At 68.7% G+C, this 24,629-nt stretch carries 22 protein-coding genes; 3 read left to right on the top strand and 19 right to left on the bottom strand.

Going from position 1 to position 24,629, the window contains the following annotated elements:
* Nucleotides 1-90 precede the first annotated feature (90 nt).
* On the top strand, nt 91-798 hold the full coding sequence (locus tag Amac_RS08075) for a TetR/AcrR family transcriptional regulator (protein ID WP_170322380.1): 708 nt from the start codon (nt 91-93) through the stop codon (nt 796-798).
* 35 nt (nt 799-833) lie between these two features.
* Here Amac_RS08075 and Amac_RS08070 read toward each other — a convergent pair whose 3' ends face one another.
* Complete coding sequence (locus tag Amac_RS08070; protein ID WP_155353679.1) at nt 834-2,432, bottom strand: long-chain-fatty-acid--CoA ligase; 1,599 nt, start codon at nt 2,430-2,432, stop codon at nt 834-836.
* A gap of 15 nt (nt 2,433-2,447) precedes the next feature.
* Nucleotides 2,448-3,350, bottom strand: coding sequence for an alpha/beta fold hydrolase (locus Amac_RS08065; protein WP_155353678.1), 903 nt, complete (start codon nt 3,348-3,350; stop codon nt 2,448-2,450).
* Nucleotides 3,351-3,517: 167 nt separating this feature from the next.
* On the opposite strand from Amac_RS08065, the gene Amac_RS08060 reads away from it, so the two are divergent.
* Entirely contained in the window at nt 3,518-4,471 is a 954-nt protein-coding gene (locus Amac_RS08060; protein ID WP_155353677.1) for an extracellular catalytic domain type 1 short-chain-length polyhydroxyalkanoate depolymerase, read from the top strand.
* Nucleotides 4,472-4,536: 65 nt separating this feature from the next.
* The gene (locus tag Amac_RS08055; RefSeq protein ID WP_218040940.1) at nt 4,537-4,887 is read left to right on the top strand and encodes a cupin domain-containing protein; all 351 of its coding nucleotides are present in this window, start codon (nt 4,537-4,539) and stop codon (nt 4,885-4,887) included.
* 324 nt (nt 4,888-5,211) lie between these two features.
* On the opposite strand, the gene Amac_RS08050 is transcribed toward Amac_RS08055, so the two are convergent.
* From Amac_RS08050 to Amac_RS07970, 17 genes are all read right to left on the bottom strand, one after another.
* A complete protein-coding gene (locus Amac_RS08050) occupies nt 5,212-6,003 on the bottom strand; it encodes a dioxygenase family protein (RefSeq protein ID WP_155353675.1) in 792 nt (263 codons plus the stop codon).
* Nucleotides 6,004-6,218: 215 nt separating this feature from the next.
* Entirely contained in the window at nt 6,219-7,880 is a 1,662-nt protein-coding gene (locus Amac_RS08045) for a DUF8588 domain-containing protein (protein WP_155353674.1), read from the bottom strand.
* A 317-nt stretch (nt 7,881-8,197) separates the two neighbouring features.
* Nucleotides 8,198-8,752 carry a hypothetical protein gene (locus tag Amac_RS08040; protein WP_155353673.1) on the bottom strand — a complete coding sequence of 185 codons (555 nt, stop codon included), beginning with the start codon at nt 8,750-8,752 and terminating at the stop codon, nt 8,198-8,200.
* Between the two features lie 280 nt (nt 8,753-9,032).
* Complete coding sequence (locus tag Amac_RS08035; RefSeq protein WP_155353672.1) at nt 9,033-9,293, bottom strand: hypothetical protein; 261 nt, start codon at nt 9,291-9,293, stop codon at nt 9,033-9,035.
* 1 nt (nt 9,294) lies between these two features.
* A complete protein-coding gene (locus tag Amac_RS08030) occupies nt 9,295-10,074 on the bottom strand; it encodes a molecular chaperone DnaJ (RefSeq protein ID WP_155353716.1) in 780 nt (259 codons plus the stop codon).
* Entirely contained in the window at nt 10,074-11,255 is a 1,182-nt protein-coding gene (locus Amac_RS08025; protein WP_281356253.1) for an AAA family ATPase, read from the bottom strand. Before Amac_RS08025 ends, Amac_RS08030 begins: the two co-directional genes overlap by 1 nt.
* Nucleotides 11,252-13,219, bottom strand: a complete 1,968-nt coding sequence (locus Amac_RS08020; protein WP_218040934.1) for an ATP-binding protein — start codon at nt 13,217-13,219, stop codon at nt 11,252-11,254. The genes Amac_RS08025 and Amac_RS08020 overlap by 4 nt, the downstream gene beginning before the upstream one ends.
* Nucleotides 13,216-14,058 carry a hypothetical protein gene (locus tag Amac_RS08015; RefSeq protein WP_155353670.1) on the bottom strand — a complete coding sequence of 281 codons (843 nt, stop codon included), beginning with the start codon at nt 14,056-14,058 and terminating at the stop codon, nt 13,216-13,218. Before Amac_RS08015 ends, Amac_RS08020 begins: the two co-directional genes overlap by 4 nt.
* Complete coding sequence (locus Amac_RS08010; protein WP_155353669.1) at nt 14,058-15,068, bottom strand: JAB N-terminal domain-containing protein; 1,011 nt, start codon at nt 15,066-15,068, stop codon at nt 14,058-14,060. The genes Amac_RS08015 and Amac_RS08010 overlap by 1 nt, the downstream gene beginning before the upstream one ends.
* Nucleotides 15,065-16,564, bottom strand: coding sequence for an effector-associated domain EAD1-containing protein (locus Amac_RS08005; protein ID WP_155353668.1), 1,500 nt, complete (start codon nt 16,562-16,564; stop codon nt 15,065-15,067). The genes Amac_RS08010 and Amac_RS08005 overlap by 4 nt, the downstream gene beginning before the upstream one ends.
* The gene (locus tag Amac_RS08000; RefSeq protein WP_155353667.1) at nt 16,540-17,655 is read right to left on the bottom strand and encodes a ThiF family adenylyltransferase; all 1,116 of its coding nucleotides are present in this window, start codon (nt 17,653-17,655) and stop codon (nt 16,540-16,542) included. The genes Amac_RS08005 and Amac_RS08000 overlap by 25 nt, the downstream gene beginning before the upstream one ends.
* 76 nt (nt 17,656-17,731) lie before the next feature.
* Nucleotides 17,732-18,295, bottom strand: coding sequence for a hypothetical protein (locus Amac_RS07995; RefSeq protein ID WP_155353666.1), 564 nt, complete (start codon nt 18,293-18,295; stop codon nt 17,732-17,734).
* A 73-nt stretch (nt 18,296-18,368) separates the two neighbouring features.
* Nucleotides 18,369-18,593: a radical SAM-modified peptide, FtsH ternary system-associated gene (locus tag Amac_RS07990; RefSeq protein WP_155353665.1), complete on the bottom strand. Its 225-nt coding sequence runs from the start codon at nt 18,591-18,593 to the stop codon at nt 18,369-18,371.
* 12 nt (nt 18,594-18,605) lie between these two features.
* Entirely contained in the window at nt 18,606-21,971 is a 3,366-nt protein-coding gene (locus Amac_RS57205; RefSeq protein ID WP_155353664.1) for a WD40 repeat domain-containing protein, read from the bottom strand.
* Nucleotides 21,968-22,867, bottom strand: coding sequence for a radical SAM protein (locus tag Amac_RS07980; RefSeq protein ID WP_218040933.1), 900 nt, complete (start codon nt 22,865-22,867; stop codon nt 21,968-21,970). Before Amac_RS07980 ends, Amac_RS57205 begins: the two co-directional genes overlap by 4 nt.
* A gap of 118 nt (nt 22,868-22,985) precedes the next feature.
* Nucleotides 22,986-23,789: an effector-associated domain EAD1-containing protein gene (locus tag Amac_RS07975; protein WP_155353662.1), complete on the bottom strand. Its 804-nt coding sequence runs from the start codon at nt 23,787-23,789 to the stop codon at nt 22,986-22,988.
* On the bottom strand, nt 23,789-24,496 hold the full coding sequence (locus Amac_RS07970) for a hypothetical protein (RefSeq protein WP_155353661.1): 708 nt from the start codon (nt 24,494-24,496) through the stop codon (nt 23,789-23,791). The genes Amac_RS07975 and Amac_RS07970 overlap by 1 nt, the downstream gene beginning before the upstream one ends.
* Nucleotides 24,497-24,629 lie beyond the last annotated feature (133 nt).

Genomic DNA, 24,629 nt, shown 5'->3' with positions numbered 1-24,629 from the left:
GTACGAACGATCGTTTGGCTGCCGAGTTTGATGCCGCCTCCAACCGTGTGTCAAGGTGGAGCGGGCAGATCAGATCGAAGGAGTACGGGTGTGACGGAACAGGCCAATGGCAGTCGCCGGCGCCGCCCAGCGAAGCCGGCCGACACCGACCGGCTGCTGACCGAGATCAGCGCCGCCGGGCCGCCCGCGCAAGGCGCGGAAGGGCTGCTTCCGCCGCGTGCCAAAGCAGCCGGAACGCTGCGCCGGATCCAGGAGGAGGCGGTGCGCCAGTTCGCCGCACGCGGCTATCACGCCGTCTCCGTGCGGGACCTGGCCTCCGGTGTCGGCATCCACCCGAGTTCCATCTACTCCCACGTCCCGGCGAAGGCGGACCTGCTCGCCGAGCTGCTACGCCTCGGGCATGCCGAGCATCGTGACCGGCTGCGCCAGGCGCTGCTGGAATGCGGCGCCGACCCAGGCGACCAGATCGCCGCTCTCACCCGGGCCCACGTGCGGATGCACGCCGAATACCCGCTCCTGGCAAGGGTTTCCAATCGCGAACTCGGCGCGCTTGAAGGCGCCGCTCGCGATGAGATCACCGGGATCCGCCTGGAGTCCGAGCGGCTGTTCATGGATGTGATCAACCGCGGCCAGCAGCTCGGCGATTTCAGCGCCGAGGTGGACCCGCTGATCGGGGTTGCCGCGATCGGTGCCATGGGTATCCGGGTCGCCGAATGGTGGAACCCTGAGCTGGGCATCACCATCGATGAACTGGCCGCCCAGTACGCCAGCCTCGCACGTAACATGTTGCGCACCTAGCCAACCGTTCGTTCGTATGCCCCACCTGAGGACGCTCAGGCGGGAAACCGTACTCGCAGCACCTTCTTGTCGAACTTGCCCACGCTGGTGCGGGGAATCTGATCCAGGAACTCCACGCGGTCCGGCAGCTGCCAGCGGGCGAAGCCATGTGACGTCAGGTGCTCGTGGATCTGCTCCAGGGTCAGTACGCCACCGTCGCGGGTGACCACACAGGCCAACGGCCGCTCCAGCCACTTGGCATCCGGGATGGCGATCACGGCTGCCTCCGCGATGTCCGGGAGGGACATCAGCGCGGCTTCCATGTCAACTGAGGAGATCCATTCGCCACCGGACTTGATGAGGTCTTTGGTGCGGTCTGCTATCCGGAAGTAGCCGCCAGGCGAGCCGACGGCGACGTCTCCGGTGTGAAACCAGCCGCCGTGGAACTGATGCGCGCCATCGCCGTGCAGGTAGCCGTCTGCGACCCAGGGTCCACGCACATACAGGTCGCCGATCTGGGTGCCGTCCCAGTCGACGTCTGCTCCGTCGCTGTCGCGGATGACGAGCTCGACGGTGGGCACCGGCAGCCCTGCCTGCGACGCGGCCTGCTCGATGAACTCTTCGTCTGGAAGACCGCGCAGATGATGTTTGGGCCAGGCGACACTTGCCAGCGGTGAGGTCTCGGTCATGCCCCACGCCTGCAGGATCGGTATCCCGAAGTCAGCCCGGTACCGGGCGATCAGCGACCGGGGCGGCTGCGCTCCGCCGGAAATGATGTGCCGCAGATCAGGCAACGGCTTCGGGCCGTCCAGGTGCGCGGCGACGTCGATCCAGATCGTCGGCACGCCCGCGGTGACGGTGACCTGTTCCTCGCGAAGAAGCCCGATGATGCGCTGCGCGGTGAACGGCCCGGCGGCGAAGACCTGCTTGGCCCCGACCATGGCGGCCGCGTACGGAACACCCCACGCGTTACCGTGAAACATCGGCACAACCGGCAGCACACAGTCGCCGGGCCCGAGGCTGAACCCGGCGCCGGAGGCGACGCCGAGGGCGTGCAGCACCGTCGACCGGTGCGTATAGACGACACCTTTGGGGTGGCCGGTGGTGCCGGAGGTGTGGCAGATACCCAGCGGCCGGTCTTCAGCCCACGGCGTGCGCGGGTACTGCCGCGGCTGGTCGGCGATCAGCGCCTCGTACGCCAGCAAGCCCGGCAGGTCGGCCTCCGGCGCCTCCCCGGCCAGCACGATGATGTGCTTGACCTTGAGCAGCCCGCCGGCGGCGTAGGCGTCTTCCAGCAACGGAATCGACTCAGGGTCGGCCAGGATCGCCACGTCACCGCCATGGTCGATCACCGCTGCGAGTTCCCGCGCCGACAACCGCAGATTGAGGGTATGCAGGACACGACCGCTGCCCGGGACACCGAAATAGGCCTCCAGATGCCGGTAGGTGTTCCACGCCAGCGACCCCACAACCGCATCCACCGGCAGGCCAAGGCTGTCCAGAGCGTGCATCAGTTGCTGTGACCGCTGCGCGAATTCAGCGTAGGTGTAGCGGTGGCTGGAGCCGTCGGCGTGGCTGGTGACGATGTCGACGTCGCCGTAATGCCGTTGCGCCGACGCGAACAGGGTCCAGATGTTGAGCGGAATGTCCATCATGGCCGGTACCCTCGATCACTTGCCGCAGCTGCCGGCGAACTCCACCAGCGCGTCCGCACAGCTGGTGGCGCCAGGATCGGCCAGCGCGATCGTGTAGTGCGTCGTGTGGGGCACCAGCTGATGCTCGAAACGGGCCACCGCCGCGCTTTCCGCCGAAACCACCGGCTCGCCGTACAGCGGCGGCTGCCCCGGATAGAAGCCTTCCTGCGCGGACAGCATCAGCACCGGTGCCTTGATCGCCGACAGGCGTTCCCGCAGTGCCTCGGCGTTGAGTGTGTCCAGATAGTCACCACGCACCGCGGCCTCCGCGGCCTTCGGCATGAGCTGTGGCTCGGTGCCGCCCAGGTCGTAGTCCAGATAGGCCTCCACCCACGGCCCCCACGCCGCCGCCGGGAATGCCGGAAGCGGCCGCCAGAAGTCGAAATAGGACTCCCGGCTGGGAAACTGCTGCCGCAACCGGGCCAGTTGCGGCCCGAGCACCGTGTCCAGCAGTGCGACCGGATCCACCCCGGGTGGCGCCGGCAGCGGCAGTCCCCCGTCGACGAGCATCACCCCGGCCGCCTTCCCCGGATGCTCGGCTGCCAACGCCGCGGCCACGAAGGCGCCCATCGAATGACCGATGATCACACAATCATCGAGGCCGAAGGCGTCCATCGCCGCGGCGACATCTCGGGCGTGCTGTGCCATGCCGTACTGGCCTTCCGGCTTGCCGCTGTCCCCGCGCCCACGCAGGTCCAGGGCCAGCAGCGGGCGTCGCCCGGCCAGCCTTTCGGCGATGCCGACGAAGTTGACGTACGACGCCGTGATCCCGTGTAAAGCCACCACCGGCTTGCCCCGACCGGGCCAGAACCCGAACGCCAGCTCCACACCGTCACCGGCGACGCGGCCTCGCGCCTCCCGCCCTGTCAACACATCCATCGCAGCTCCCTAACGAACGACTGTTTGTCACAGTCTCATGTCCGTAGACAGGGAACGTCAAGACTCAGGCACGTCACGCGAACGAAACCTGGTCGTCATCTTGACACGGCCGCGTCCCACTCTGATGCTTGCCGAACAAACGATCGTTCGCAACGAAGGAGCGGAACATGGCACTCACCCCTGCCCGGTGGTGGCGTGCACTGGCCGCCTGCGTCATCGCCAGCGCCACCGCAGCAGCAACCCTCACCGTGCCCGCGCAGGCCGCCGGCGGAACGTTGTTCCACGGCATCTACGTATCGGTATTCGGCGTCCGCGACTACCACGGCTACCTGCCCTCGTCGTACCGTCCTGGCACCCCACTGCCACTCGTGGTCGCCCTGCACGGCTGCACCGAGAACGACGTCGGCTTCGACCTCCTGTCCGGCTGGAGCGCCAAAGCCGAACAGGAAGGCTTCGCCGTCGTCTTCCCCGACCAGAACAACTTCGCCAACCCCGCCGGCTGCTGGAACTGGATCCTGTCCGGCAACCAGCACCGCGGTCGCGGCGAGCCGGCCATCATCGCCGGCATCACCAACCGCGTCACCGGCCAGTACGGCATCAACCGCAGCCGCGTCTACGTCACCGGCATCTCCGCCGGAGGCGTCATGGCCAACATCATGGCCGTCGCCTACTCCGACGTCTACGCGGCCGCCAGCTTCGTCGCCGGCTGCGAATACCAATGCGACCCGCTGCAGATCACCACCCCGCAGCAATCCGGCCAAGCCGCACTACGCGAAATGGGAAGCCGTGCCCGCACCGTCCCGGTCGCGATCTTCCAGGGCACCAGCGACCCAGCCGTGGCGCCCTCCACCGCCTACCGCATCGCCGGGCAATGGGCCACCGTCGCGGGCACGGACACCACACCCGACGCCACATACAACGGGCAGGTTCCAGGCGGACGCAGCTACACCAAACTCACCTACCACAACAACACCGGTCAGCCCATCGTCGACCAATACATGATCAACGGCGCCGGGCACAGCTACCCCGGCGGCTGCTCCTGCAGTCTCTACGGCGACCCCGCCGGCCCCGACGCCACCGGCATCAGCTGGGACTACTTCCTCGCCCACCCAATGCCCTGACAACACCATCACCAGGCCGGCGCCACGCGGCGCCGGCCCAATTGCTACCGTGATCGCCCGTGAACGTGTACGTAGGCAACGCGAACGTGGACGCGGCAACCGATCGAGGCTGGCTCCTGGGCCACTTCAAAGCCCCCGACGACGTACGGCACAGCGAGGACGTCGAGATCAAATGGGGCATCCACCCTGCCGGTGACGAGCGCGCCCAATGGGTGACCGGCGAACACCGCACCGCCCTACTCATCCTGATCAGCGGCCGATTCCGCGTAGAGCTCCCCGGCCAGACCGTCCTCCTGTCCAACCAGGGCGACTACGTCCTCTGGGGCAAGAACGTCGACCATTCCTGGCACGCCGAAGAAGAATCCGTCGTCATGACCGTCCGCTGGCCATCAATCCCCGGCTACGCCACCCCGTAGGCCACCCAACAGAACAAGCAGGTCGTCAAGTCACTCGCCGTCATCCGGCGCCGTTCACGCAGGCGATACTTCTCGCCGCACCGGCGCCAACAAGCGACAGCGGCCTCCGGTTGAGTGTCTTCGATCCGAACATCGAAGGCCCTTGAACCCGAACGTCGAGCGGTCCTAGAGCATCCAACAGCGTGAACAGGCCGCCAGGTCACTCGCCGTTATCCGGCGCCGTTCACGCAGGCGATACTTCTCGCCGCACCGGCGCCGACAGCAGTGGCTGCATCCTGTTGGGCTCTCGGGGTATCGGTGCCAGAAGTGGCAGTGAGTTGAGGTTTAGACGTGCACGTCGAGTCTGGCCGTGTAGCCGTTCGTGGGGTCGCCGGTGATGGTGGCGAGTTGGGTTGTGTAGCCGTCGCTGAATACGTTGTCGGTTTCTAGGGAGGAGGCTGCCAGGTTGGTGGCGCTCTGTTCGTAGCCGGGGTTTGTGTATACCTCGGTGCAGGATTCCTGGGGGAATGCCAGTTGGGTGGTTTTTGCGGGTTCCGAGGCGGTGGTTGCTTCGGTGAGGTTGCCGTACACCTCGAAGTGGATGTGTGGCCAGCGGCCGGTGTAGGCGCCGGGGAAGATTGTGGTGAAGCGGATCAGGCCGGCTGGGGTGGCTTCCTGGACGCCGCGGAGATAGTTTTCCTCGGTGATGCCTTCGGAGTACAGCGAATATCTGCCTTCGCGGTCGCAGTGCCATAGGTAGACGGCGGCGCCCGCGTATGGCGCTCCCGCGTTGATGATGTTGAGTTCTACGACCAGCGGAACTCCTTGGGCTGTTCCCGATGCGGAGCCGAAGCTCGATCGGATGTCCTGGCGGACGACGCCGCTCTGGGTCAGCGCATTGGGGCCGTTGGATCCGTCCCCGGGATAGGGACCGGCTGTCTCGTCTGGAATCTCTTCCTGGGAGCTTGACGATTGGCCGTTCGCTGGTTGGCCGGTTGCCTGGGTGGACGTGTTTTGTTCGGGTTCGGAGCAGCCCACTGCGCCGACCAGCATTGCGCCGCCGAACAGTCCGAGCATCCCTCGGCGGCCTATCAAGCGGGAAAGATCGAACGCGAGTCCTCGGTCGTGATCGTGCATGTGCCCTCCTCCGTTTGGTAGCGACCACCCTTCACCTCGCATCTGAAAATTCGATGACACCAACGCCAGATTCCGCTTAGCAGGCCGCTCCCCTCTGCCGCTCAACGCCACGGGGAAGAATGACGGGACGCTGATCATGCTCAACGTGCTGGGCGGACTCCCGCGTGCACGCAGCGGTCTGTTGGGGCGTTCGGTTCTCCGGATACGGGGAGAGCTCAGCCTTCTTCGAGTTCGGCGGCTCGTTCGTACAGGCGGGCGGCTTGGAGGGGCTGGTTGTGGCGGTTGTGGAGTTCGGCGGCTCGGATCAGCTGGCCATCGGATTCCAGGGCCCAGGCCTGGTCCTGCCAGCTGCCGCGCTCCATCGGCGTCGGCCTGATACCGCGGGGTCCGGACCTCCGGGGGCGGCGCAGGCCGGGGAGGAAATCGACTCGCCGGGTGCGTTCCTGAGGTGTCAGCCCATCGTCGATCAACCGCAGCGAACGCTCCATTTCGGGCGGCAGTTGCATGTCGACCTCGGGTGGTTCGCCCGCCCATAGCTGCCAGACGGGTACGGCGGTCCTGAGCAGGAACGCGTAGCAGGCGTCCGCGGTCAGCACGATCGCGTCGCCCTGGTCGGTCGGGAACAGGGCTCTGCGTGCTGCGGGTGGGAGCCGGGGCTTGAGGCGGAAGCCGAGCGGTAGGTAGAGCTGGCCGGGTCCGACGCAACGCAGCGGCTCCCCTACCGGCAGGTCCTCCAGCACGCCGCCGGTGGCGGTCAGCAGGTGGCGGTCACGGCCGAGCGTGAGCTGGGCGGTCTCGGCGAGGGGCAGACCCTCCAGCACCAGGGGCAGGGCGGCCAGTCCCTCGTCGCTGAGCAGCACCGCGTCGATCTTCTGGCCGTGCGCCCTGGCGGGCACCACGGTCAGGGTGGGCGGCTCCGGCACCGCGTCAGGCCATTCCGGGAGGGATTCCAGCGGTTGCAGGGGACGGTCGACGGGCGAGCGTACGAACGCGGTTCCCGATTGGGGCTCGCCGTGGGCGGTCAGGCGGGCGCAGCCGTACCCGTCGGCGGCGAGCACCCAGACGCCGTGGTCGACGAGGGCGGCGAGGACTCGGTCGGGGAGCGGTGACGCGTGGCGGTGCTGGATCAGAAGGCGGTCCCGCACCCTGCGGCAGACCAGCACGAACGGGTCGCGTTCCAGCGCCGCGACCAGGGACGGCGAGACGTTCCCCGCACCCGCCACCAAGTCCACGACATACCCGGATCGGCCAGACCGGCCGCCCGGAGCGTAGGCTCTGTCGCCGTCCCCGGTACGCCCAGGCCCGCCACCCGGAGCGTAAGCTCTGTCGCCGTCCCCGGTACGCCCAGGCCCGCCGCCCGGAGCGTGCGCTTGGTCACCGTCCCTGGTGTACCCGGATCGTCCAGGTCTTCCGCCCGGGCCGTGAGCTCGATCGTCGGTTTCGAACAGCGGTGTGAGATCGACCCGCTGGTAGGTGACTGTCAGGTTCAGGTCCAGCGCGCGCCGGATCAGCTCCGCCAGCCGCAGCCCCGGAACCACGATCGTGACCTGAGACACCGGTGTCGGCGGCGTCTTGACCAGCCCGGCGATCCTGACGGCATCGACGAGTGGCGTCTCGGTGAGGGACGACAGCTCCGGCCCGACGCCCTCGGTGGGCGGCTCGCCCCAACCACGGTCTGGCACGAGCTGCCCGGCACACATCACGTGCACCCGCCCACCACAACTGAGCGCCGCCTCCCTGACCACGTCAAGGGACAGATCCACCCGCACCCACCAGGCGTCTTCCGAGCGCAGGAACCCCATCCCGGCAAGATCGTCCGAACGGTGCAACTGCGCCGCGAACATCAACGCCGTGGTCGCGGCCCCGAAGCGCACCACAAACCCAGGCCGCGACGACCCTTCCGAACCCAAAGGAAACCGCCCTTCCACGTCCTCTACCAAGGACAACCACTCGTCCGCCCGACGGAAACCACCCATCCGCGCTCCCCGCTCAAGGACAACCACTCATCCGATTCCCCCCCGAGGACGAACCCCCATCCGCCCAATTGCGAATGGACAACCACTCATCCGAATCCCCGCCCAAGGACGACCCCCATCCGCGCCATTGCGAATGGACAACCACTCATCCGAATCCCCACCCAGGGACGACCACCTGTCCACGTCCCCGCCCAAAGGAAACCGCCCTGCCATCGCGACTACCTTTCGGGGATCACCAGCGGGGTGGCGAGCACCCGCTTGGCCCATTCGGTCCAGCGTTCCCCCGCGTTGTGCCGTCCGCCCTTGACCGCGGCCGCGAAGATCAGCGCGACCTGGTCGAACCGGCCCGCCAGCTCCGCCACCACGACCGCCCACAGTTCCAGCTCCCGATGCGGAAACGGGACGTTGATCGGATCGGCGAGATCCGCCCTGACCAGGTCAAGCGCGGGCACGACCAGCTCGAACGGGCGATGCTCGGCCAGATCGCACCGAGCCAGCACCAGCGCGCGGCGAGCACCGTCCTCAGCGGCCTCGACCGCCTCCCTGGCTGGTTCCGGCTGATTCAGGTGGTGCACCCGCAGCCAGCCCGCGATCTCGAACTCGTCGGCCGCCAGGTAGTCCGTGGCGGCTTCGTCGTACCTGCCGATCTGCTCGTGCAGCGCGGCGGCGCGCAGCGGGATACCGGCCGCGCGGTAGCAGCGCGCCGCGTCCTCCCAATGCCTGGCCTGCTCATAACAAAGCGCCGCCTTCCGGTACAGCGTGGCGTCAACCATCGCAACCCCGCACCCGCAACTCGCAGTAAAGCGCCGCCCTCCGGCACAAGGTGCCTCGCAGCTCATAACAGAGCGCCACCTTCGGGCACGGCGTAGCGTCAACCATCACGACCCCGCACCCGCAACCCGCAGTAAAGCGCCGCCCTCCGGCACAAGGTGCCTCGACTCGTCCCTGGCAGCTCATAGCCGAGCGCCGCCTTCGGGCACGGCATAGCGTCAACCATCACGACCCCGCACCCACAACTCGCGGCAGAGCGCCGCCTTCCGGTACAGCGTGGCATCAACCATCGCGGCGCCGTTCCCGTTGTTCGTCCTCGGTCTCGGGTGTCTCGGTGGGTTCGATCAGTCGGTCGGGGAGTTGGCCGGGGGCGACCTCGACGATGTGCGCGCCGCGTTCGATCAGGCCTGCGATCTCGGAGGTGATCCGGTCGTGGCGGGCGTTGTGGTCGGCCTCCTGGGGGCCGGTGGACACGTCCTCGACCTGGAACATCGCCACCTCGCCGGTGACGGGGTCGTACCGGAATTTGACCCGGACCCGCACCTCAGACCTCCAGCTCGAATTCGATGTCCAGGACGCCGTCGGGACCCTCCGTGGAGCTGATCCCGGTGGCCCTGCGGGTCCTCGCGTACGCCAGGATCGCGTCGCGGTAGGCCTCCGCCAGAGCGCGATGGAACAGCGCGCGGGCGTCGGCCCCGATGTCGGTGAGCAGCCGGGACGCCTCGTCGGCGAGTTCACGTTCCCGGGCCCCGCGCAGCACGGCCAGCGTGTCGAGAGCGTTGCGATGGGCCTGGCCTGCCAGGACGTCCCCGTGTGCTTTCTCGGCCTGTTCCCGCTGCTTGGCCCGTGCGGTCTCGGCTGCCGCGTCGAGGGCGACTTCGGCGTCGCGGTTGGCCTCCCTGGTGGCGTCCTCCTCGGTGATTCCACCCCACTCGTCGTCGTAGTAGGTGCCGATGCCGGTCGCCGCCACGGTGTCCCTGATCTCAGCCCGGACCGTCGCCCTGGCCGCGCCGGTGGCACGCACCCGGTCACTCACCCGGGCCACGATCTCCAGGTCCCGGGAGTCGGGATCATAGGAGAGCACACCCCCGTCGAGCGGGTGCCGGAACACGCCGTCCTCGCCTTCCTCCCAGCCCTCGGTACGGCCCAGCACGCGGGCCAGCGCGGTCAGGGTCGGCAGCCCGACCGACCGGCTCAGCCGCTCCCGAACCCGGGCTTCGCCGACGACCTGGTCGGTGAGCTCGACCGACCGGCGTACCTCGTGATCCCAGGACTCGGCCAGCAGCCGGGTGGCGCGGACACGGATCCGGCGCGGGTTACACATCAGCTCAGCCACCTTTCCGGGTCAAGCTCCCGGAGTTTGGTGATCAGCGCGATCTGTTCCTGCTCGACCGCCTTGATCAGATCCGCCTCACCCGGATGTTGCCGCCGCAGCTCATGGGCCAGACGTTTGTTGTCCTGCGCGAGTTTCTGCAGCTCCGCGCCCGTGGTCGCCTGATCCCGCAACCGGGCGATGCTCCGCAGGTCGATCTTGATGAGCACCGGATCCCTGGCCCCGCTGCCGGGGGCGTCCACAGGCACGCCGTGATCGGCGACAATCCTGCGCAAGGTGCCCTCATCCGCCAGATCCGTCCACAAGTGCACCATCCGGGCGAGGTCGCTCTCATCGGCCGTCATCCGGCCGCGCAGGAGCGCCGACGCCGCGAACACCTTCTGCGCCTTCACCGCCCGCCGGTCAGAGAAGGTGACCCCCTCCGCCCGCAGCGATCTGAGGATCTTGGTGTACGTGGCCCGCACCGGCGCCAGCTCCACCTTGCCGACCGCCTGCTGCAGGTCGGCGAGCTCCGCGGGCTGCAACGGGACCAGCTCCCGGTCCCAGCGATCGTCGTCAGAAGACACGTCCGCCTTGATGCGGTTCTGCTCGTCCTTCCAGCCCTGGGTGAGAACGTCGTCCAGGTCGTCGTCGCCGACGTACTGCACGATGCAGCGCAGCAGGAAGCGGTCGCTGAAGGCCTCCAGCTCGGGGTCGTTGGGGATCTCGTTGGCCGAGCCGACCAGCGAGATCAGCGGGCTGCGCAGCACGGTCTGGCCGGTGTGGAAGGTCCGTTCGTTGATCAGGCTGAGCAGCGTGTTGAGAATGGCCGAGCTGCCCCGGAACACCTCGTCCAGGTGGGCGATCCTGGCCTCGGGCAGCATCCCCGCCGTATTGATCTTGTAGACGCTGTTGTCCTGGAACTCCTTCACGTCGATCGACCCGAAGATCTCGGCCGGTTCGGTGAAGCGGGTGAGCAGGTAGCTGAACGGCTTGGTCTCCAGCAACCGGCAGAAGCGTTCCAGCAGCCGCGACTTGGCGGTGCCCGGCGGGCCCACCACCAGTACATGCTCCCGGCTCAGCACGCCGAGGGCGAGCACGTCCACCACGTCGCCGCGATCGACGAACATATCCTTGACATCATCGAGACGCCCCGCGAAAGCCTTCCCAAGCTTCTCCGGCGTACGTTTCACTCATCCTCCCGCGATGTGGGAACCGTCAGTTCCGCCAGGATCGGGCGGTGCCGCGGCGTGAGCGGCAGGTAGGAGGCGGCCTCGGCCGGCCTGCCCGCAGGGCGCCGCTGGTCGATCTCGCGCTGCTGCGCCGCCCGGCGAAGGGCGCCGATCAGCTCGCCCAGCCGTCGCGCGTCGGGGCGGGCGTCGGGGCCGCCGATCAGCTCGTCGGCGCGGGCGTCGCGGAAGATCGAGCGGATCTCGTCGCCGTTCATGCCCTCGGTGGCCCGGGCGATCGCGGCGAACAGCTCGTCGTCGGGCTGCTCGCGCAGGAACGTGCCAGCATGCACGCGGGCGATCGCCGCCCTGGCCTCCTCGTCCGGCAGGTCGATCTTGATGGCCCGGAACCGGCTCGGGCGCAGCAGGGCGTCGTCGATGATGTCGATCCGGTTGGTGGTGCCGATGATGAGGACCGGCACTTCCGGGCGGAAGCCATCCAGTTCGGTCAGCAGCTGGGCCACCACCGCGTTGCCCGCGCGGCTGCCGCCGTCGTCCCTGCCGGTGCGTTTGGCGGCGATCGAGTCGAATTCATCGAATACCAGCACCGAGGGGGCGTTCCGGCGGGCTTCGGCGAAGAGTTCGCGGACTTTGCGTTCGCTCTCGCCGACGTACATGTCGGTGACCTCGGGTCCGGACACGACCAGGATGGTGGCGTCCAGCTCGCTGGCCACCGCCTTGGCGAACAGCGTCTTTCCGGTGCCGGGCGGGCCGTGGAAGATGAAGCCGCGCGGCACCAGGTCCTGGCGCACCTCCTCGGGCAGGTCGGCCAAGCCCGCGGCGGCGCCGGAGATGATGGACAGCGCCCGGTTCAGCTCGTCCTTGACCGGCTGGTAGCCGCCGATCTTCCGGAAGGGCACGTTGGGGACCTCGAAGGAGTTCGAGGTGTGCGCCTTGAACAGGGCCAGCTCCTGGAGCAGGTCGGCGAAGGTGGGGTCGGGGCGCTGGTGGTGCTCGTGGTAGGCGAAGCGCAGGCCGTGCCTGAGCCGTACCGCGTTCATGCCGGCGATGTTCTTGTAGAGCGCGATCGGGTTGAAATCGCGGAACAGCTCGGCTTCCTCCCGGCGGACGAGGGCCTGGCCGACGGGGACCCGGCGGCCGCTGGCGGTGGCGACCTCGCGGGGCAGCACGTCGAGGGAGAGGCGGACGGCGAACCGGTCGGCCAGGACCTCGGGCAGCACCAGCGACGGGTCGGTGAAGGCGAGCAGCACCCGGGTGCTGTTCTCGTAGAGGACGTCGGTGAGCTCGCGGGCCTCGGAGCTGATCGCCGTGTTGCTGCCACCCGCGAGCAGGTCGAGGTGGGGGACGACGACGATCCGCTCCTCGTCGGCGTCGTTGACCTCCTTCTCCAGCGCGGCCAGCTGGGCGCTGCGCCGGCCGGCGGGGGGCAGGCCGAGCGTGGAGTCGGTGTCCGTCTCCGCCTTGATCACGGTTCTGGCCCGGTCGGACTGGTGCACGATCTCGTCGATGAGGTGCTCGACCAGGAGTTTCTCGCACTGGATGAGGACGGAGAAGCCGCGTTTGAGGTAGGCGCCGGCGCGGTCGATCTCCACCTGGTGGGCGATCAGCACGGCGGCTCGCTCGCTCAGGTGCTCGGGGTGGCCCTCGTCCGCGAACTCCCGCAAGGGTGCGGGCGCTGTCTCCACGATCAGTTCGGCGGGGGGCGGCTCGGCGGGCGTGAGCGAGGTCAGCGCGACACCCGGCGGCAGATAGAGCGGGCGGCCACCCGGATCGCCGGTCACGGTGAGCTTCAGCGATCTCAGGCCGACGTCGAGATGGGCGGGATCGAAGTCCGGTTCGAGCAGGAATGCGGGAACCTCCGCCAGGAGCTGCCCGAGCGTCCAGTCGTCGGAGTGCATGATGACGAGATCGTCGAACCGCTGCGGATCCGCGCTCACGAACCGGAAGTGCGGCCGGGGCGCCATCATCTCCCTCTCCAGGTGCGGTAGCGGTGGACCAGCCGGAGCGCGCTGTCATAGCCGCGCGCGACCGGTCGTGTTCTGCCGAGGTCCACTCGCTCAGCAGCCGCCCAATAGGTTCCGGTCGCTTTCATCACCGGGGTCGGCTTGCCCTCCCAGCGCAGTGCTTGGCCGATCTGCCTGGCCCACGCCTTGCCGTGCCGAAGCCAGGCTGTGGCGTAGACGTCCCGGACGAGGTCCAGCTCGCCGTGGCGCAGCCACTGGTTGAGCAGGTACGCCCGCCAGCTGAGCACCCGGACATCCGAGTCGCATTCGGCCATCGTGCCCACCACGACAGCTCGCCCACGTGGCCGCGCGACCAGCTCGGCCACGCGTTCCTGCACGGCGCGGTACTCCGAGGAATCCGGATCACCCGGCGGATGGTGCAGCACGGCGGTCAAGGGTGAGGCGCGCAGCAGGATGTCCGGCAGTCCTTCGACGCCCTCCCACGCGGGAACCCCGCGCAGCGCGGGCAGCACCACCGCGTGCCGGGCCGTCGCGTCCGGCAGCCACGACCTCGTCCGTACCAGCGAGTTCGCGATCATCATCGCCGGTTCCGGGTGATCGCGACCGCCGATCACGGCCGCGAGCAGTACCCCGCCGAGCCCGACCCGCGCCGCCTCCCCGAACGGCGGGTTGCCCATCCCCCGCACCGCGTTACTCCGCCACGTGATCTCCGCAAGCCTGCGGACCACGTCCGGCGGCGGGTCGGCCAGCCGCGCGGCCTTCCACAAGGTGCCGTTGGGCACATTTCCGGCCGGGCGGGCCACCCAGTCGAGCACCCGCTGCGCCGTCTCCACCGCCCCCATCAGGGCACCGTCCAGTACGGCGCCAGCATCATCCCCCTGGCGTCATCCCGGCAGTAGAACCGCAGCACCCGGGCGCCTCGCGAGATGTTGACCAGCGCCGCCACCTGCCACGGACGCTGGAACGTCGACCGGTGCAGCCGTACGTCGACCGACGACAGCCCGAGGCCGCGACCGGCCGCGAACAGATGGGTGTGATACCAGCCGACGAGCTCCTCGCCCTGCCGCCGCACCGCCAGCAGCTCGCCGACGCTCAGGAAGCTCTCGCCGGTGAAGGTGAAACTCAGCATGGAGGCGCCGGTGCGCTGCGCGGGGATCATCGCGGTCAGCTCGATCAGGTGCCGGCCGGGGGCCGCCGCGTCCCGGTAGACGCGCCCGGCGAGGAAGCCGCCCTCCTCCACTTCGGTGGAGAACGGATGGGTTTCGGTGAACGCGGCGTACATGCTCTTGCCGAGGACTACCGCGATAGGTTTGCCCGGACTCGGCGTGGCGTCCGCGCCGAGTTCGGCGAGGGTGCTCAGCGGCGGGTCCGGCGGGGGTAACTCCTCCAGGTCGAAGATGCGGCCCCGGTGCGCGCCGACCTCGATGTGCACACCGTGCTCCATCTCGGGCACCGGACGCACCAGCGGTCCATGGTCGAAGTTCGGCCCGTGCAACCCGAACCCCCAATGCCGTTCGTCGGGTGCCAACTCCCTGAGTGTGTCTCGCAGCGCGCGTCCCAGCAATTCACTTACCGGGTGCGGATGCTGGTACAGCAGTTCGTCGTTGAGGAGCACCCGCACCTGTACGTGGCCGTACCTGGGGCGGAGGTTGGCGACGGAGAAGCCGCCGGTGTTCTCCAGCGAGACGGCAGGGCCTGGTTCCGGTTCCGGCAGGAAGAGCAGCTGGATGACGGCGCCGCTCAGCGCCTGGTCGAGCTGGCTCTCGAAAAACCGGCGCAGCACGGGTTCCAGCGGCACCCGGCGCACCGGCGTCTGATCCCCGCCCCGGAAGAGCTCAACCTCGTAGCTCATGCTTCGTCGGCCCCGAGCCGCTCGATCACGTTGAGGTAGCTGCCCTTCTGCTGAAGCCTGGCGTGCGACGGGGTGCCGCCGATCCGCGCGATGCGCGGCCCGCCCGCCAGCTCCGCCCACCGGGCCGCGTCGCCGTCGAAGAAGTCCACCGAGCCGTCGTCCTTCCACACGCTGTAATTGCGGTACGCGGCGATCTCGCGCAGCATCGCGCACAGGGTGCCGAAGTCCAGGGAAGATTCATACGATTCGTCCAGCGCGCCCAGGCAGACCAGCCCGGCCGCCAACTTGTTCTCCCGCATCCGCGGGCTGTCGTAGTTGGGCCACACGTTCGGATGGAAGAACGGCGTCATCCAGAACACCTTGGGCGCGACCACCGGGAACTCCGGCCCCAGCGTGATCACGACCACGTGGAAACTGATGTCTACTGGCTCGCCGCCCGGCACCTCCGGCGGCCCGAAACTGGGCTGCTCGAACTCCAGCCGGTATTCGGTGGGCGCGAGCAGCGAATTCGCCTCCACCCGGAAATCGGGGTGGGCGGCCGCGTAGTCGAGCACCTGGTTCTTGACCCGGAACAGGGCGTCCTCCCGGTCCACCGGGTTCACCGCGGCGGCGGTGGCGTGGAACCCGACCCGCAGGTGGTCGCCGTCGTGCACGCCCTCCTCGTGCAGGGTTCCGTCCGGGTTCAACCGCCGTCCCGAGCCGTCCGGGTTGACGTGGTCGATCACCGTCGGCCGTTTTCCGCCTGGGAAGTTCTGGCCGTACGCGCCGACGACCTCGGCGGCGACATGCCCCACCGTCTGCTGCGCCGGGGCGTCCACGATCCGGAACCGGCGCCCGTCCGGGCCTTCGATGAACAGCTGCCTGAGCAGGTAGTCGGGGATGCCGGGCGGCACCACCGTCCAGCCGAAGTCGGTGTGGTCGAGGATCCGGCGGATCATCGTGGAGTCGGCGGAGCCGACCCGGAAGGACACCGCGGACGGGGTCGACCAGACCTCGGCCGGGGCCAGCCCCGCGGCCTCCAGCAGGTCGCGCGCCGCGGCCCGGTCGTTCTCGTTGTCGGCCCGGAAGATCACGTGGCAGGTCTCCGGCGGCGCCGCCCGCGCGGGCTCCTCGCGTTCCTCGGGTTCCGGCGCGGGCGCCGGCCGGGGTGACGGGCGCAGGTAGTGGTCGCGCAATCGTTGCAGGTGCGGGTTGTTGCCGTAGACGCGCAGCGCATGCTCCAGCAGCCCCCGGTAGCCGGCCTGCACGATGCCGTTGTTGATCTCGCGGAAGATGTCGTTCCAGGCGCTTTCCGCGGTGTCGGCGAACGAGGGCCGACGCTGCGGCGGAAAGTCGATGGAGTCCAGGATCAGGTCGGCGCGGGCGACCGTGGAGTAGATGTTGGCCAGCACGCCGAGGAATTCCGCCCGATCGGCCCGGGTCATCTGGATGTCCGGGACGGCGTCCGGTCCGTCCGGCTCCTCCTCGCGGCCTAGTCGCGACTCAAACGCACACATCGGCGCTCTCCCTGTGCTCCGCGGACGGGCAGGATCTCCTCTGGTGCGACGCCCAACTCCCGCAGCCGGAGGTCAGGTGCGGCGTCCCGCAGGCGCACGCTGGTGACGGACCGCAGCAGCGCGCCGCACCGCGCGCACAGCCGGACGTGGTCACGGTCGGTGACTCCGTCGTGCCGATCTGCCAGTTGAGGATAAAGGCCGCACACTCGGCAGAACAGGGGAAGCGGGAAGTCGGTCCATGTTTCGGGCTCGTCTTCTGGGGCGAACTCGGTGAGGAGTTCGGCCACGGTCGTCTCGGCGCTCGACGCCAGCGGTGACGGGGGGTTTGTCCATGGATGGTGGTACGGGCAGGAGGGGTCGCGGCGGATTTGCACCGGGCCGGTGCGCCCGCTCAACTCGACGGAGAGGAGCCGCCAGGCCGGGGGGCGGCCCATCAGGAACTCCAGCGCGGCGGTGGTGGCCCAGGCTCCGATCAGTGCCGCAGCCGCGATGCTGGCGGGCTCCGGGCCGGTGTCACGCGGTTCGAAACAGCTCCACGGCAGGTCGCTGTGGCTGCGCTGGTGTTCGGTCAGGGTGCAGGCGTAACACGGTTCGTCCGGCTGGGGCGGGCGGAAGCGGACCTCGCCGCCCCAGGGCTGGGTGCCCGAGTCGATGAGGGTGGCGCCGACCAGCGCACAGCGGCCGAGCAGCTGCATGCGGGCCCTGATGGTGTCCACGGCGCCGACCACCAGGGTCGCGTCCGCCAGCTCGCCGAGACCGACGCCACTGATCAAGGGCGCGATCCGGGGCTCCACCTGGAGCGTGGGGACCAGGCGGCGGAGGCCCTCGGCCGCTACCTCGGCTTTCGCGCCGTGCAGGTCATCGGGGGTGAACAGGACGGTACGGCTCAGATTGGTGACGGACACGGTGTCCGGGTCGCACAGAATCAACCGGCCGACACCCGCGAGCGCGAGGTTCTTGGCGATCTCGTTTCCGACTGCGCCCACCCCGGCGACCACCACCGTCGCGGCGGCCAGCCGGTCCTGATCCCAGCCGGGGATAAGCCGCTGCCGGTCGTACGCGGACTCCCGACCGGGCAGGCTGTCAGCCATGTCAGTCACCAGGGGCTGGCCGTCAGCCATTCCGGTCCCTGTGGGCTCCCGTCCGGGGTCGATCACCGGGTGGCTATCAGCCATGGTCGGTCACCTTGGTCTTGGCGACCGGGCAGATGGCCACCACGCCGTCCGGTTGCCAGCGTTCCCAGCAGGACAGGCCGCGCGCTGGGTCGCGGTGCACGGCCGCCCCGCAGGCGGGATCACCGACCCGGCACGGGCACACCACGATGTGCTCGCCCGGGCGGAACGTGTGGGCGCAGTAGCGACAGCGCGGGGCCGCGTGGCGCTGTCCCGGGCGTGGCACGCGCCAGTCGTCCTTCGCCAGCCGTACCAAAGGGACGGACGCGGGCCAGCCGTCCTGTAGACCGGCGGCGAATTCAGCGACTGTGGCGGACGGCTCGGCGCCGGGTCCACCCGCGCAGTCCAGTCCCGGTTCGAGATGCCGCACCATACGGGCCACCAAGTCGACCAGGACTGCGTCGCCGCGCCGGAACGTATGCCCGCACGTGTGGCAGACCAGGTTGAACCACCAGTGCGACGGCACGGTCACCGCCCGGCCCTCGCGCGTCTCCGGTTCGCTCGGCGCCGGCGCGAGCCCGGCCTCGATGCCGCGCGTCAACTCCTCCTCTAATCGCACGGGGCTTTCCTCCTCGCACCGGTGCGGGCGTCATCTACCGGCACAGTGCCGTCAGGACCCGCGAGGGCGTCATCTAGCCGCACAGCATCTGCTCCATCTCGGGGCCTTCCTCGTCCGGGCCGTTGAGGGCGTCGAGCACCGCTTCGATCTGCTCGGGGCGCATCCCGTCGCCGAGCACCTCCACGCCCGTGTCCGTGACGGTGATCCGCAGCCGGATCAGGCCGCCGTCCGGGTGGGCGTCATATTCGGCGGGGTCGATCAAGTCGGGCAGGGAGGCGACGAACCTGTGGTCGGCCATCGGGGTGACTCCTCACGGGCGTGGTCGGGTGGAGGCTTGGCGGGCCGTTCCGGGGAGCAGGAGCGCGTTGATGAGCGCGGTGAGATCGGCGCCGCCCGGGCTGGGCGGCAGTTCGTAGTGGTACGCGTTTCCGGCGCGCGGCCCCACGGGCTCGGCCGGGTGCCGGGTGGTGACGAAAGGGACGGACGAGCTGGCGGTGTGGCCGCGGCGTGGTGCGTGCTGGTGCAGCAGGGCCACCGTCGTTCTGGCGGTCGCCGAAGCGGTGTCGAGGGCCTTCTCCAGGGCGGGATGCGGGGCTTCGAGGGTGCGGCTTGTCCACATTCGCAGGAGTTGCTCGATTCCTGCGAGGGGCATCGGCTGGTCGGGGTCGGTCAGGGTGATCAGGATGGGTTCCAGTCCGTACGCCCAGGAGGCCACCGTGAGGGCATGGGCGGCCAGGCGTAGGGCTTGTTCTGCCGGCCCGTACGTGGGAGGGGTGGTGTCGAGGATGAGGGTCAGCGGGCGGGGGACCGGGGGTTGGGGGGTGGTGTGGCGGCGGTAGAGGAGTTGGCTTTGCAGGCTGCGGAGGTTGAACAGGTCGACCGGGAGGGCTAGGTCGGTGTGGAGGAGGTGGGTCGGCTGGCCATGGCGGATGATGCCCGCTGTGCCGGGAGTGTGCCGGAGCGTTCCACCGCCGGAGCGGCGTAACCGCCGGTCAGGGGTGTGGCTTTGGTCGGCGAGCAGGCGGAGTTGGCGTTCGGTGAGGGTGGGGAGGTGCGGGACGTGGTGGTTCATCCGGAGGGGGAGCAGCGGGTCGTCCATGGCGGTTTGTGACCCGATCAGCGACAGGAGGGTGATCGTCTGCTCGGTGATTCCGTAGGCGGCGCGGCTCAGTTGGTCCAGGTCGAAGCCGGTGGCGACGGCGCGGATGGGATCGGTGGTCAGGGCGTGGGCGAGCGCTGTCTCGATCTCGTCCGATCCGTCGGTTGGAGGGGTGAAGATCGGGCTGTGGTCCAGGGGGGCCAGGAGCAGGGCGGCGAATGCGGTGCGGGCCGCTTCCGGCCAGGCGAGAGCGCGGAGCCGGACGATGCCCGGGTGCTGCTCGAAGGCTTTGAGCTGGGGATCGTGCAGCGAGCCGACCGTGGGGGCGGTGAGGCTGATCAGATCGGTGACCAATCCGAGCGCGGGCCACAGGGCTCCTTCGCCCAGTTTGAGCAGTCCTGCTGCGATCGATCCGGGAAGAATACGCTCTCTCGGTGGAGGGGGTGCTGCCCTTACCGGCTCAACCGGTGGAAGCGGTGGGAGCGGTGGGGTGATCTTGACCTCGAAGCGGTCGGTGCCGCTGGACGATCTGGTCCACAGCTCGATGGTGCCGTCCGGGCGGATCTCCCAGCTGAGCGAGATGACCGGCCCGCCGTATCCGGTCACCGAGGCCAGCACCTTGCCGGAGTGGCCGTTGTAGATGTGGACGACGGCGTCGCTGCCGCCGCTCGCGAGCAGCAGCCTGTCGTCGGGAAGCACCGCCCACGCGACCGCGTTGGCGGCTTTGTTGTGCCCGGACAAGGTCGTGACCTGCTCGTCTTCGGCGTTCCAGACCTTGACGACACCATCGACACCACAACTCGCCAGACGCAGATCTCCGTCAGGGAGAACCGCCCACGCGACGGCGTTCGGCGAGGAGGTGTGGTGCAGCGTGGCGATGGTTTCGTTCCTCGAGTCGAGGATCTCTATGCCCGCGCGGGGAACCGCGATGGCCAGCCGAAGCTCTCCGTCGGGGAGTTCGGCCGAGGCGACCGACGTCACCTGACCTCGACGATGACGTATGGGCGCTCGGTCGCGCGACAGGTTCAACACTATGACGCCCGCAGTACCCCCCACGGCGAAAATGACGTCACCATCTGGACGTGTCCCCCAGGCCACGCTTCGCATCTGGCCGACTGATGATTCACGTGATGATGCGACCTCCACCGGGTTGGTCGGCATTCCCACACCGTCATCCACCGGGCTTCCCATCATCCAGATGGGTCCCGACTCAATCGCCCCAAGGTGGGGGCTGATGTCGCTCCACACTCGCGCTCCGTCAGCCGCCACGCTCCCCACCAGAAATCGCCCAGCGGCGTCAACATATCCCTCTACCGACAGAATCAATCCCTTGTGGCCCGCAAGATCGAATACGTGCTCGCCGGTTCGGTTGACCACGCGGATCGTGTGGGTCTTGAGCGTGGTGGCGATCAGATCGCCGGGCAGGGGCCAGGATCTCAGATTCGGGTCGACTCCAGCGGGCAGCGGGACGGAGTCGGCGGTCAGCGACTTGATCGGCTTGACCTTCTTGGCCGCTTTGGCCTTGCGCGAATCGGTCTCGGTCGTCGAGGTGTCGATGATCAGAGTGAAGACGTCGAGGCCGCCCGCCGCGCCGCCGGCCACCAGTCTGAGCCTGCCATCGCGGGTGGGTCCCCAGATGACGGCGTGCAGGATGTCGCCGAGGGGCGCGCTCTCGGTCAGGCGGGCGCCGGTCTGGCCATCCCACACCCGGACGATCTGGTCGTAACCACTCGACGCCAGCAATGCCCGGCCGTTGGGGAGTACCGTCCACGCGACGCAGGAGACCTCCATCATGTGGCCGGTCAGCGTGTGGATCAGCTCGCCGGTGAGGGGGTTCCAGACGCGTACCTTTCCGTCCTGGGCGGCGGTCGCCAGGAGCATGGTGCCGTCGGGGAGTTCCGCGAAGGCCACGTGCGAGACCCAGCCGCGGTGGTCGAGCGTCTGGAGGAGCCGACCGGTCTTGCCGTTCCACACCTTGGCGGTGCCGTCCGCGCTCGCGCTGGCCAGGAGATCACGGCACCAGGCCAGGTCGACGACCCAGTCGCGATGTCCAAGCAGGGTGGAGTCCCGGGTCAGCCCATGGGACCGGCTCAGGCGGAACAGGACCACTTCCTTGCTCAGCCCGGCGGCCGCGAACAGGGAATTCTCCGAGGAGGCGGCGACGGTCTGAATGGCCGTGCCGAGGGGGGCCGCGCGGATCTCGGGCCGCTCCGGGGAATCGCCGTGCGGGTGGAAGAGCAACGCCAGGTCGCCGTTGGCGATCATGAGATAGTCGGCGTCCGGCTTTTTCCGCCGCCACCATCGGACGACCGCGGTGGGTGTCCCCCAGCCTGACATGATCGCGCCGGTCTCCCCGTCCAGCACGTACACCGAGGCGCCGTCGGAGCAGGCGAGCGCCGGGCGGCCGTCCTCGAGGAACGTCCAGTCCAGGGCGCGGATCGCGGTGTCGCGGGGGAGCCAGGTTTCCTGGTCGACGAGTTCGATGGCGCCTGCCGTACCGGCGGACTGGTGCATGCCCGAGCGGCCCGCTGAGCGGGCGTGGGCGGTGGCCCAGGCGCGGAGGCGTGGGTCGGTCATGGGCGAACCTCCCAGCGACCGGGGATGTGGGCGCCGCAGTTGGGGCATTTGTCGCTACGGAGGTGGACTTCGTGGGTTGCCCAGATTCCGCGTTCCACCAGCGTGGTCGCGCAACCCGGGCATTCCGTTCGTCGGCCTGGCGCGCCTAGTGCCCGTTCTACGTAGACGAACCGGAGGCCTGCCTCGTGCCCGATCTTCCGGGCGGATTCGAGCATGGCGGGCGGGGTGGGTGGGTCCAGCAGCATTTTGAAGTCCGGCGTGAAGCGCAGGAGATGCCAAGGCAGGTCGGGGGAGATCGCGGCCAGCCGGTGGGCGATGGTGTCGAGTTGTTCGGGTGAGGCGGACACTCCGGGGATCAGGGGCGTACAGACCTCAACCCAGACACCGGCGGCGAGGAAACGTTCGATCGCGTCCAGAACTGGTCCGAGTGGGGCGCCTGTGAGATCCCGGTGCGAGCGGGTATCGGCCGCTTTCACGTCGATGTTGACACCGAGTAGCACCGGGGCCACCAGGTCGATCGCCGCGGGGGTAAGGAAGCCGTTGGTCTTCCACACGATCGGCAGGCCTTGTTCCGCCAGCGCCAAGGTCAGCTCGGGCGCGAGGCCCGGTTCGGTGTAGGACAGGCCCAGCATGGCGTCGGCCGCCCGGGCCTGGGCGGCGAGTTCGGCGGGGATCGCCGCGGATCCGAGCCATGGCGCCGTAGCTTCCCGGCCGTACTGGGAGAGCCGGTGGTTGATGCAGTATCCACAGGAGAACGTGCATCCGGGGCTGGCCACGGTGAGCACTCGCGCGCCGGGTCGCAGATGGTAGAACGGCTTGCGTTCGATCGCGTCGACATGGGCGACCGCCGCCGTGAACGTGGCCGTCTCCAGCACCCCGTCCCGATTTCTGCGCACTTGGCAGGGCCCGGTCTGGCCCTCGTCAAGCCCGCAGTTGTACGGACAGAGTCCACACCGGACCCGCCCCCCAGGCAGGGGCGCGGTCAGCACCGCCGGACGCCACTCGGGTTCCACGTCAGGCCCGCCCCACGAGAACGATCACGTTGTCGCGGAAGTCGCAGCTCGGCTCGTCGTCCGCACTCGCATTCCGTACTGCTGAGGGCAGGGACGGGGTGTCCCGCAGCTCCTCGTACAGCCGTCCGGCGAACAGGACGGCGCAGGCGTCGTCGATCCGGCCCCGATGCGCGACGACGACCTCGGCGACGTCCAGGAACTCCGCGGCGACCGACTCGCTCTCGCACGACTGGAGGATCAGCCCGGTCAGCCTGACCTGGTCGGCGTCACGATAACGCGCCAGCGTGGTGACCACGTCGCGGGCCGCGACGGGTTGCCCGTCCCCGAGCGCCGACTCGAAATACAGGTACGTCCCATCCCCATGCACGGACAAATGCAGAATGTCCGGCCGCTCCGCTAGTACGGCCCGCAAATCGGACACCTGCGCCGCGAGCACCGAAGCCACCTCCAGATGACCCAGCCGAGCCGCCTTGCGGATCTCCCTGAGCTCACGGTCGGCCCGCAGCGCGACCTCCTCATCGGGGCTGGCCCCGACCAGCAGAACCCGCCGAACCCGCCCGGCGGCGAACGCGGCGTTAGCCGGGAAACTGCGGTGCGCGAGCGCGAGTAAACGCCGCCGCCCTCCCGGAAACGCGCCGTTGGCCAGCACGCGGGATACTTCGCTCCAGAAGTCACCGGCGTTCAATACGGTGCTCGGAATCACCGAGTCGGGAAATCTCGCGGTCCACAGGAGTTTCTCGGCCCGTACCGTCGGATAGGCGGCGGCGAATGCCGCCACCTCGGCGTCGGAAAGCGCGTCGCTCATCAGAGATCGGCCGCGAGCCGCAGCGGAGTGGGCAGCGCCCGATATCGCCGCAAGATCGATGACCTGGTGGCCGCCGTGACCTCCACGGCCATTGTGGCCGCCGCCGCGGCGTCGGCCCGGACGACCAGCACCACGCGTTGCGTCCCGTCCAAGGGCAGATTCTTGGTCCGCTTGAGCTCCCACCGGGGATCGGACCGCAGTTCCCGCGTCGCGCGTAGGAACGGGGTGCGCGAACCGGGCAGATTCCCGCCCAGCGTGCCGATCGAGGCCTCGATTCCGGCCACCTTGAGCTGCGGCTTGATCTCGAATTGGACGTCCCGCTGGCTCGGATCGTCGATCCTGGCGGGCGCCATCGACCACGCGATCGGCTGGTCCGCCGGAGCCTTCGCCGCGAGATTCACCCGAAGGGTGACCGAATGCAACGGCGGCCCGTCCTGCTTCTCTACGAAGGTGACCGACAGATGGACCTCGTGATAGCGATGGTGAGCGGCCTCCTGCTCGATATAGGCGGCGACATCGGGATAGCGCTCGGCCGTCATCGGAAAGGCCACCGGCCCGCCGAGAACAACCCGGCCCGCCAGTTCGAGCGCCTCATCCTCCGGCTCTTCTTCTTCCGCCGCCTCCGGTCCGGACGGAGCACGCACCCGGCCGTCGACAACAAAGCTGAGAGTGTGTTCCGGCAGTTCAGGAAGCTGCACGTGGGCCATTGGCGTCCTTAGCCTGTCATGAACCGAGAGTGATGATATTGTCACCCACTCGCCCGTGAATTTCACGCCATATCCATAATGGAAGGTCACCCGGGCGGAGACCCCGGTGCTATCCCTCGGCTTCGGTAACGTC

The sequence above is a fragment of the Acrocarpospora macrocephala genome (assembly GCF_009687865.1).
Classification (GTDB): Bacteria; Actinomycetota; Actinomycetes; order Streptosporangiales; family Streptosporangiaceae; genus Acrocarpospora; species Acrocarpospora macrocephala.
The sequence above is the reverse complement of the archived record's forward strand: the minus strand, read 5'-3'. Positions and strand labels throughout refer to the sequence as shown.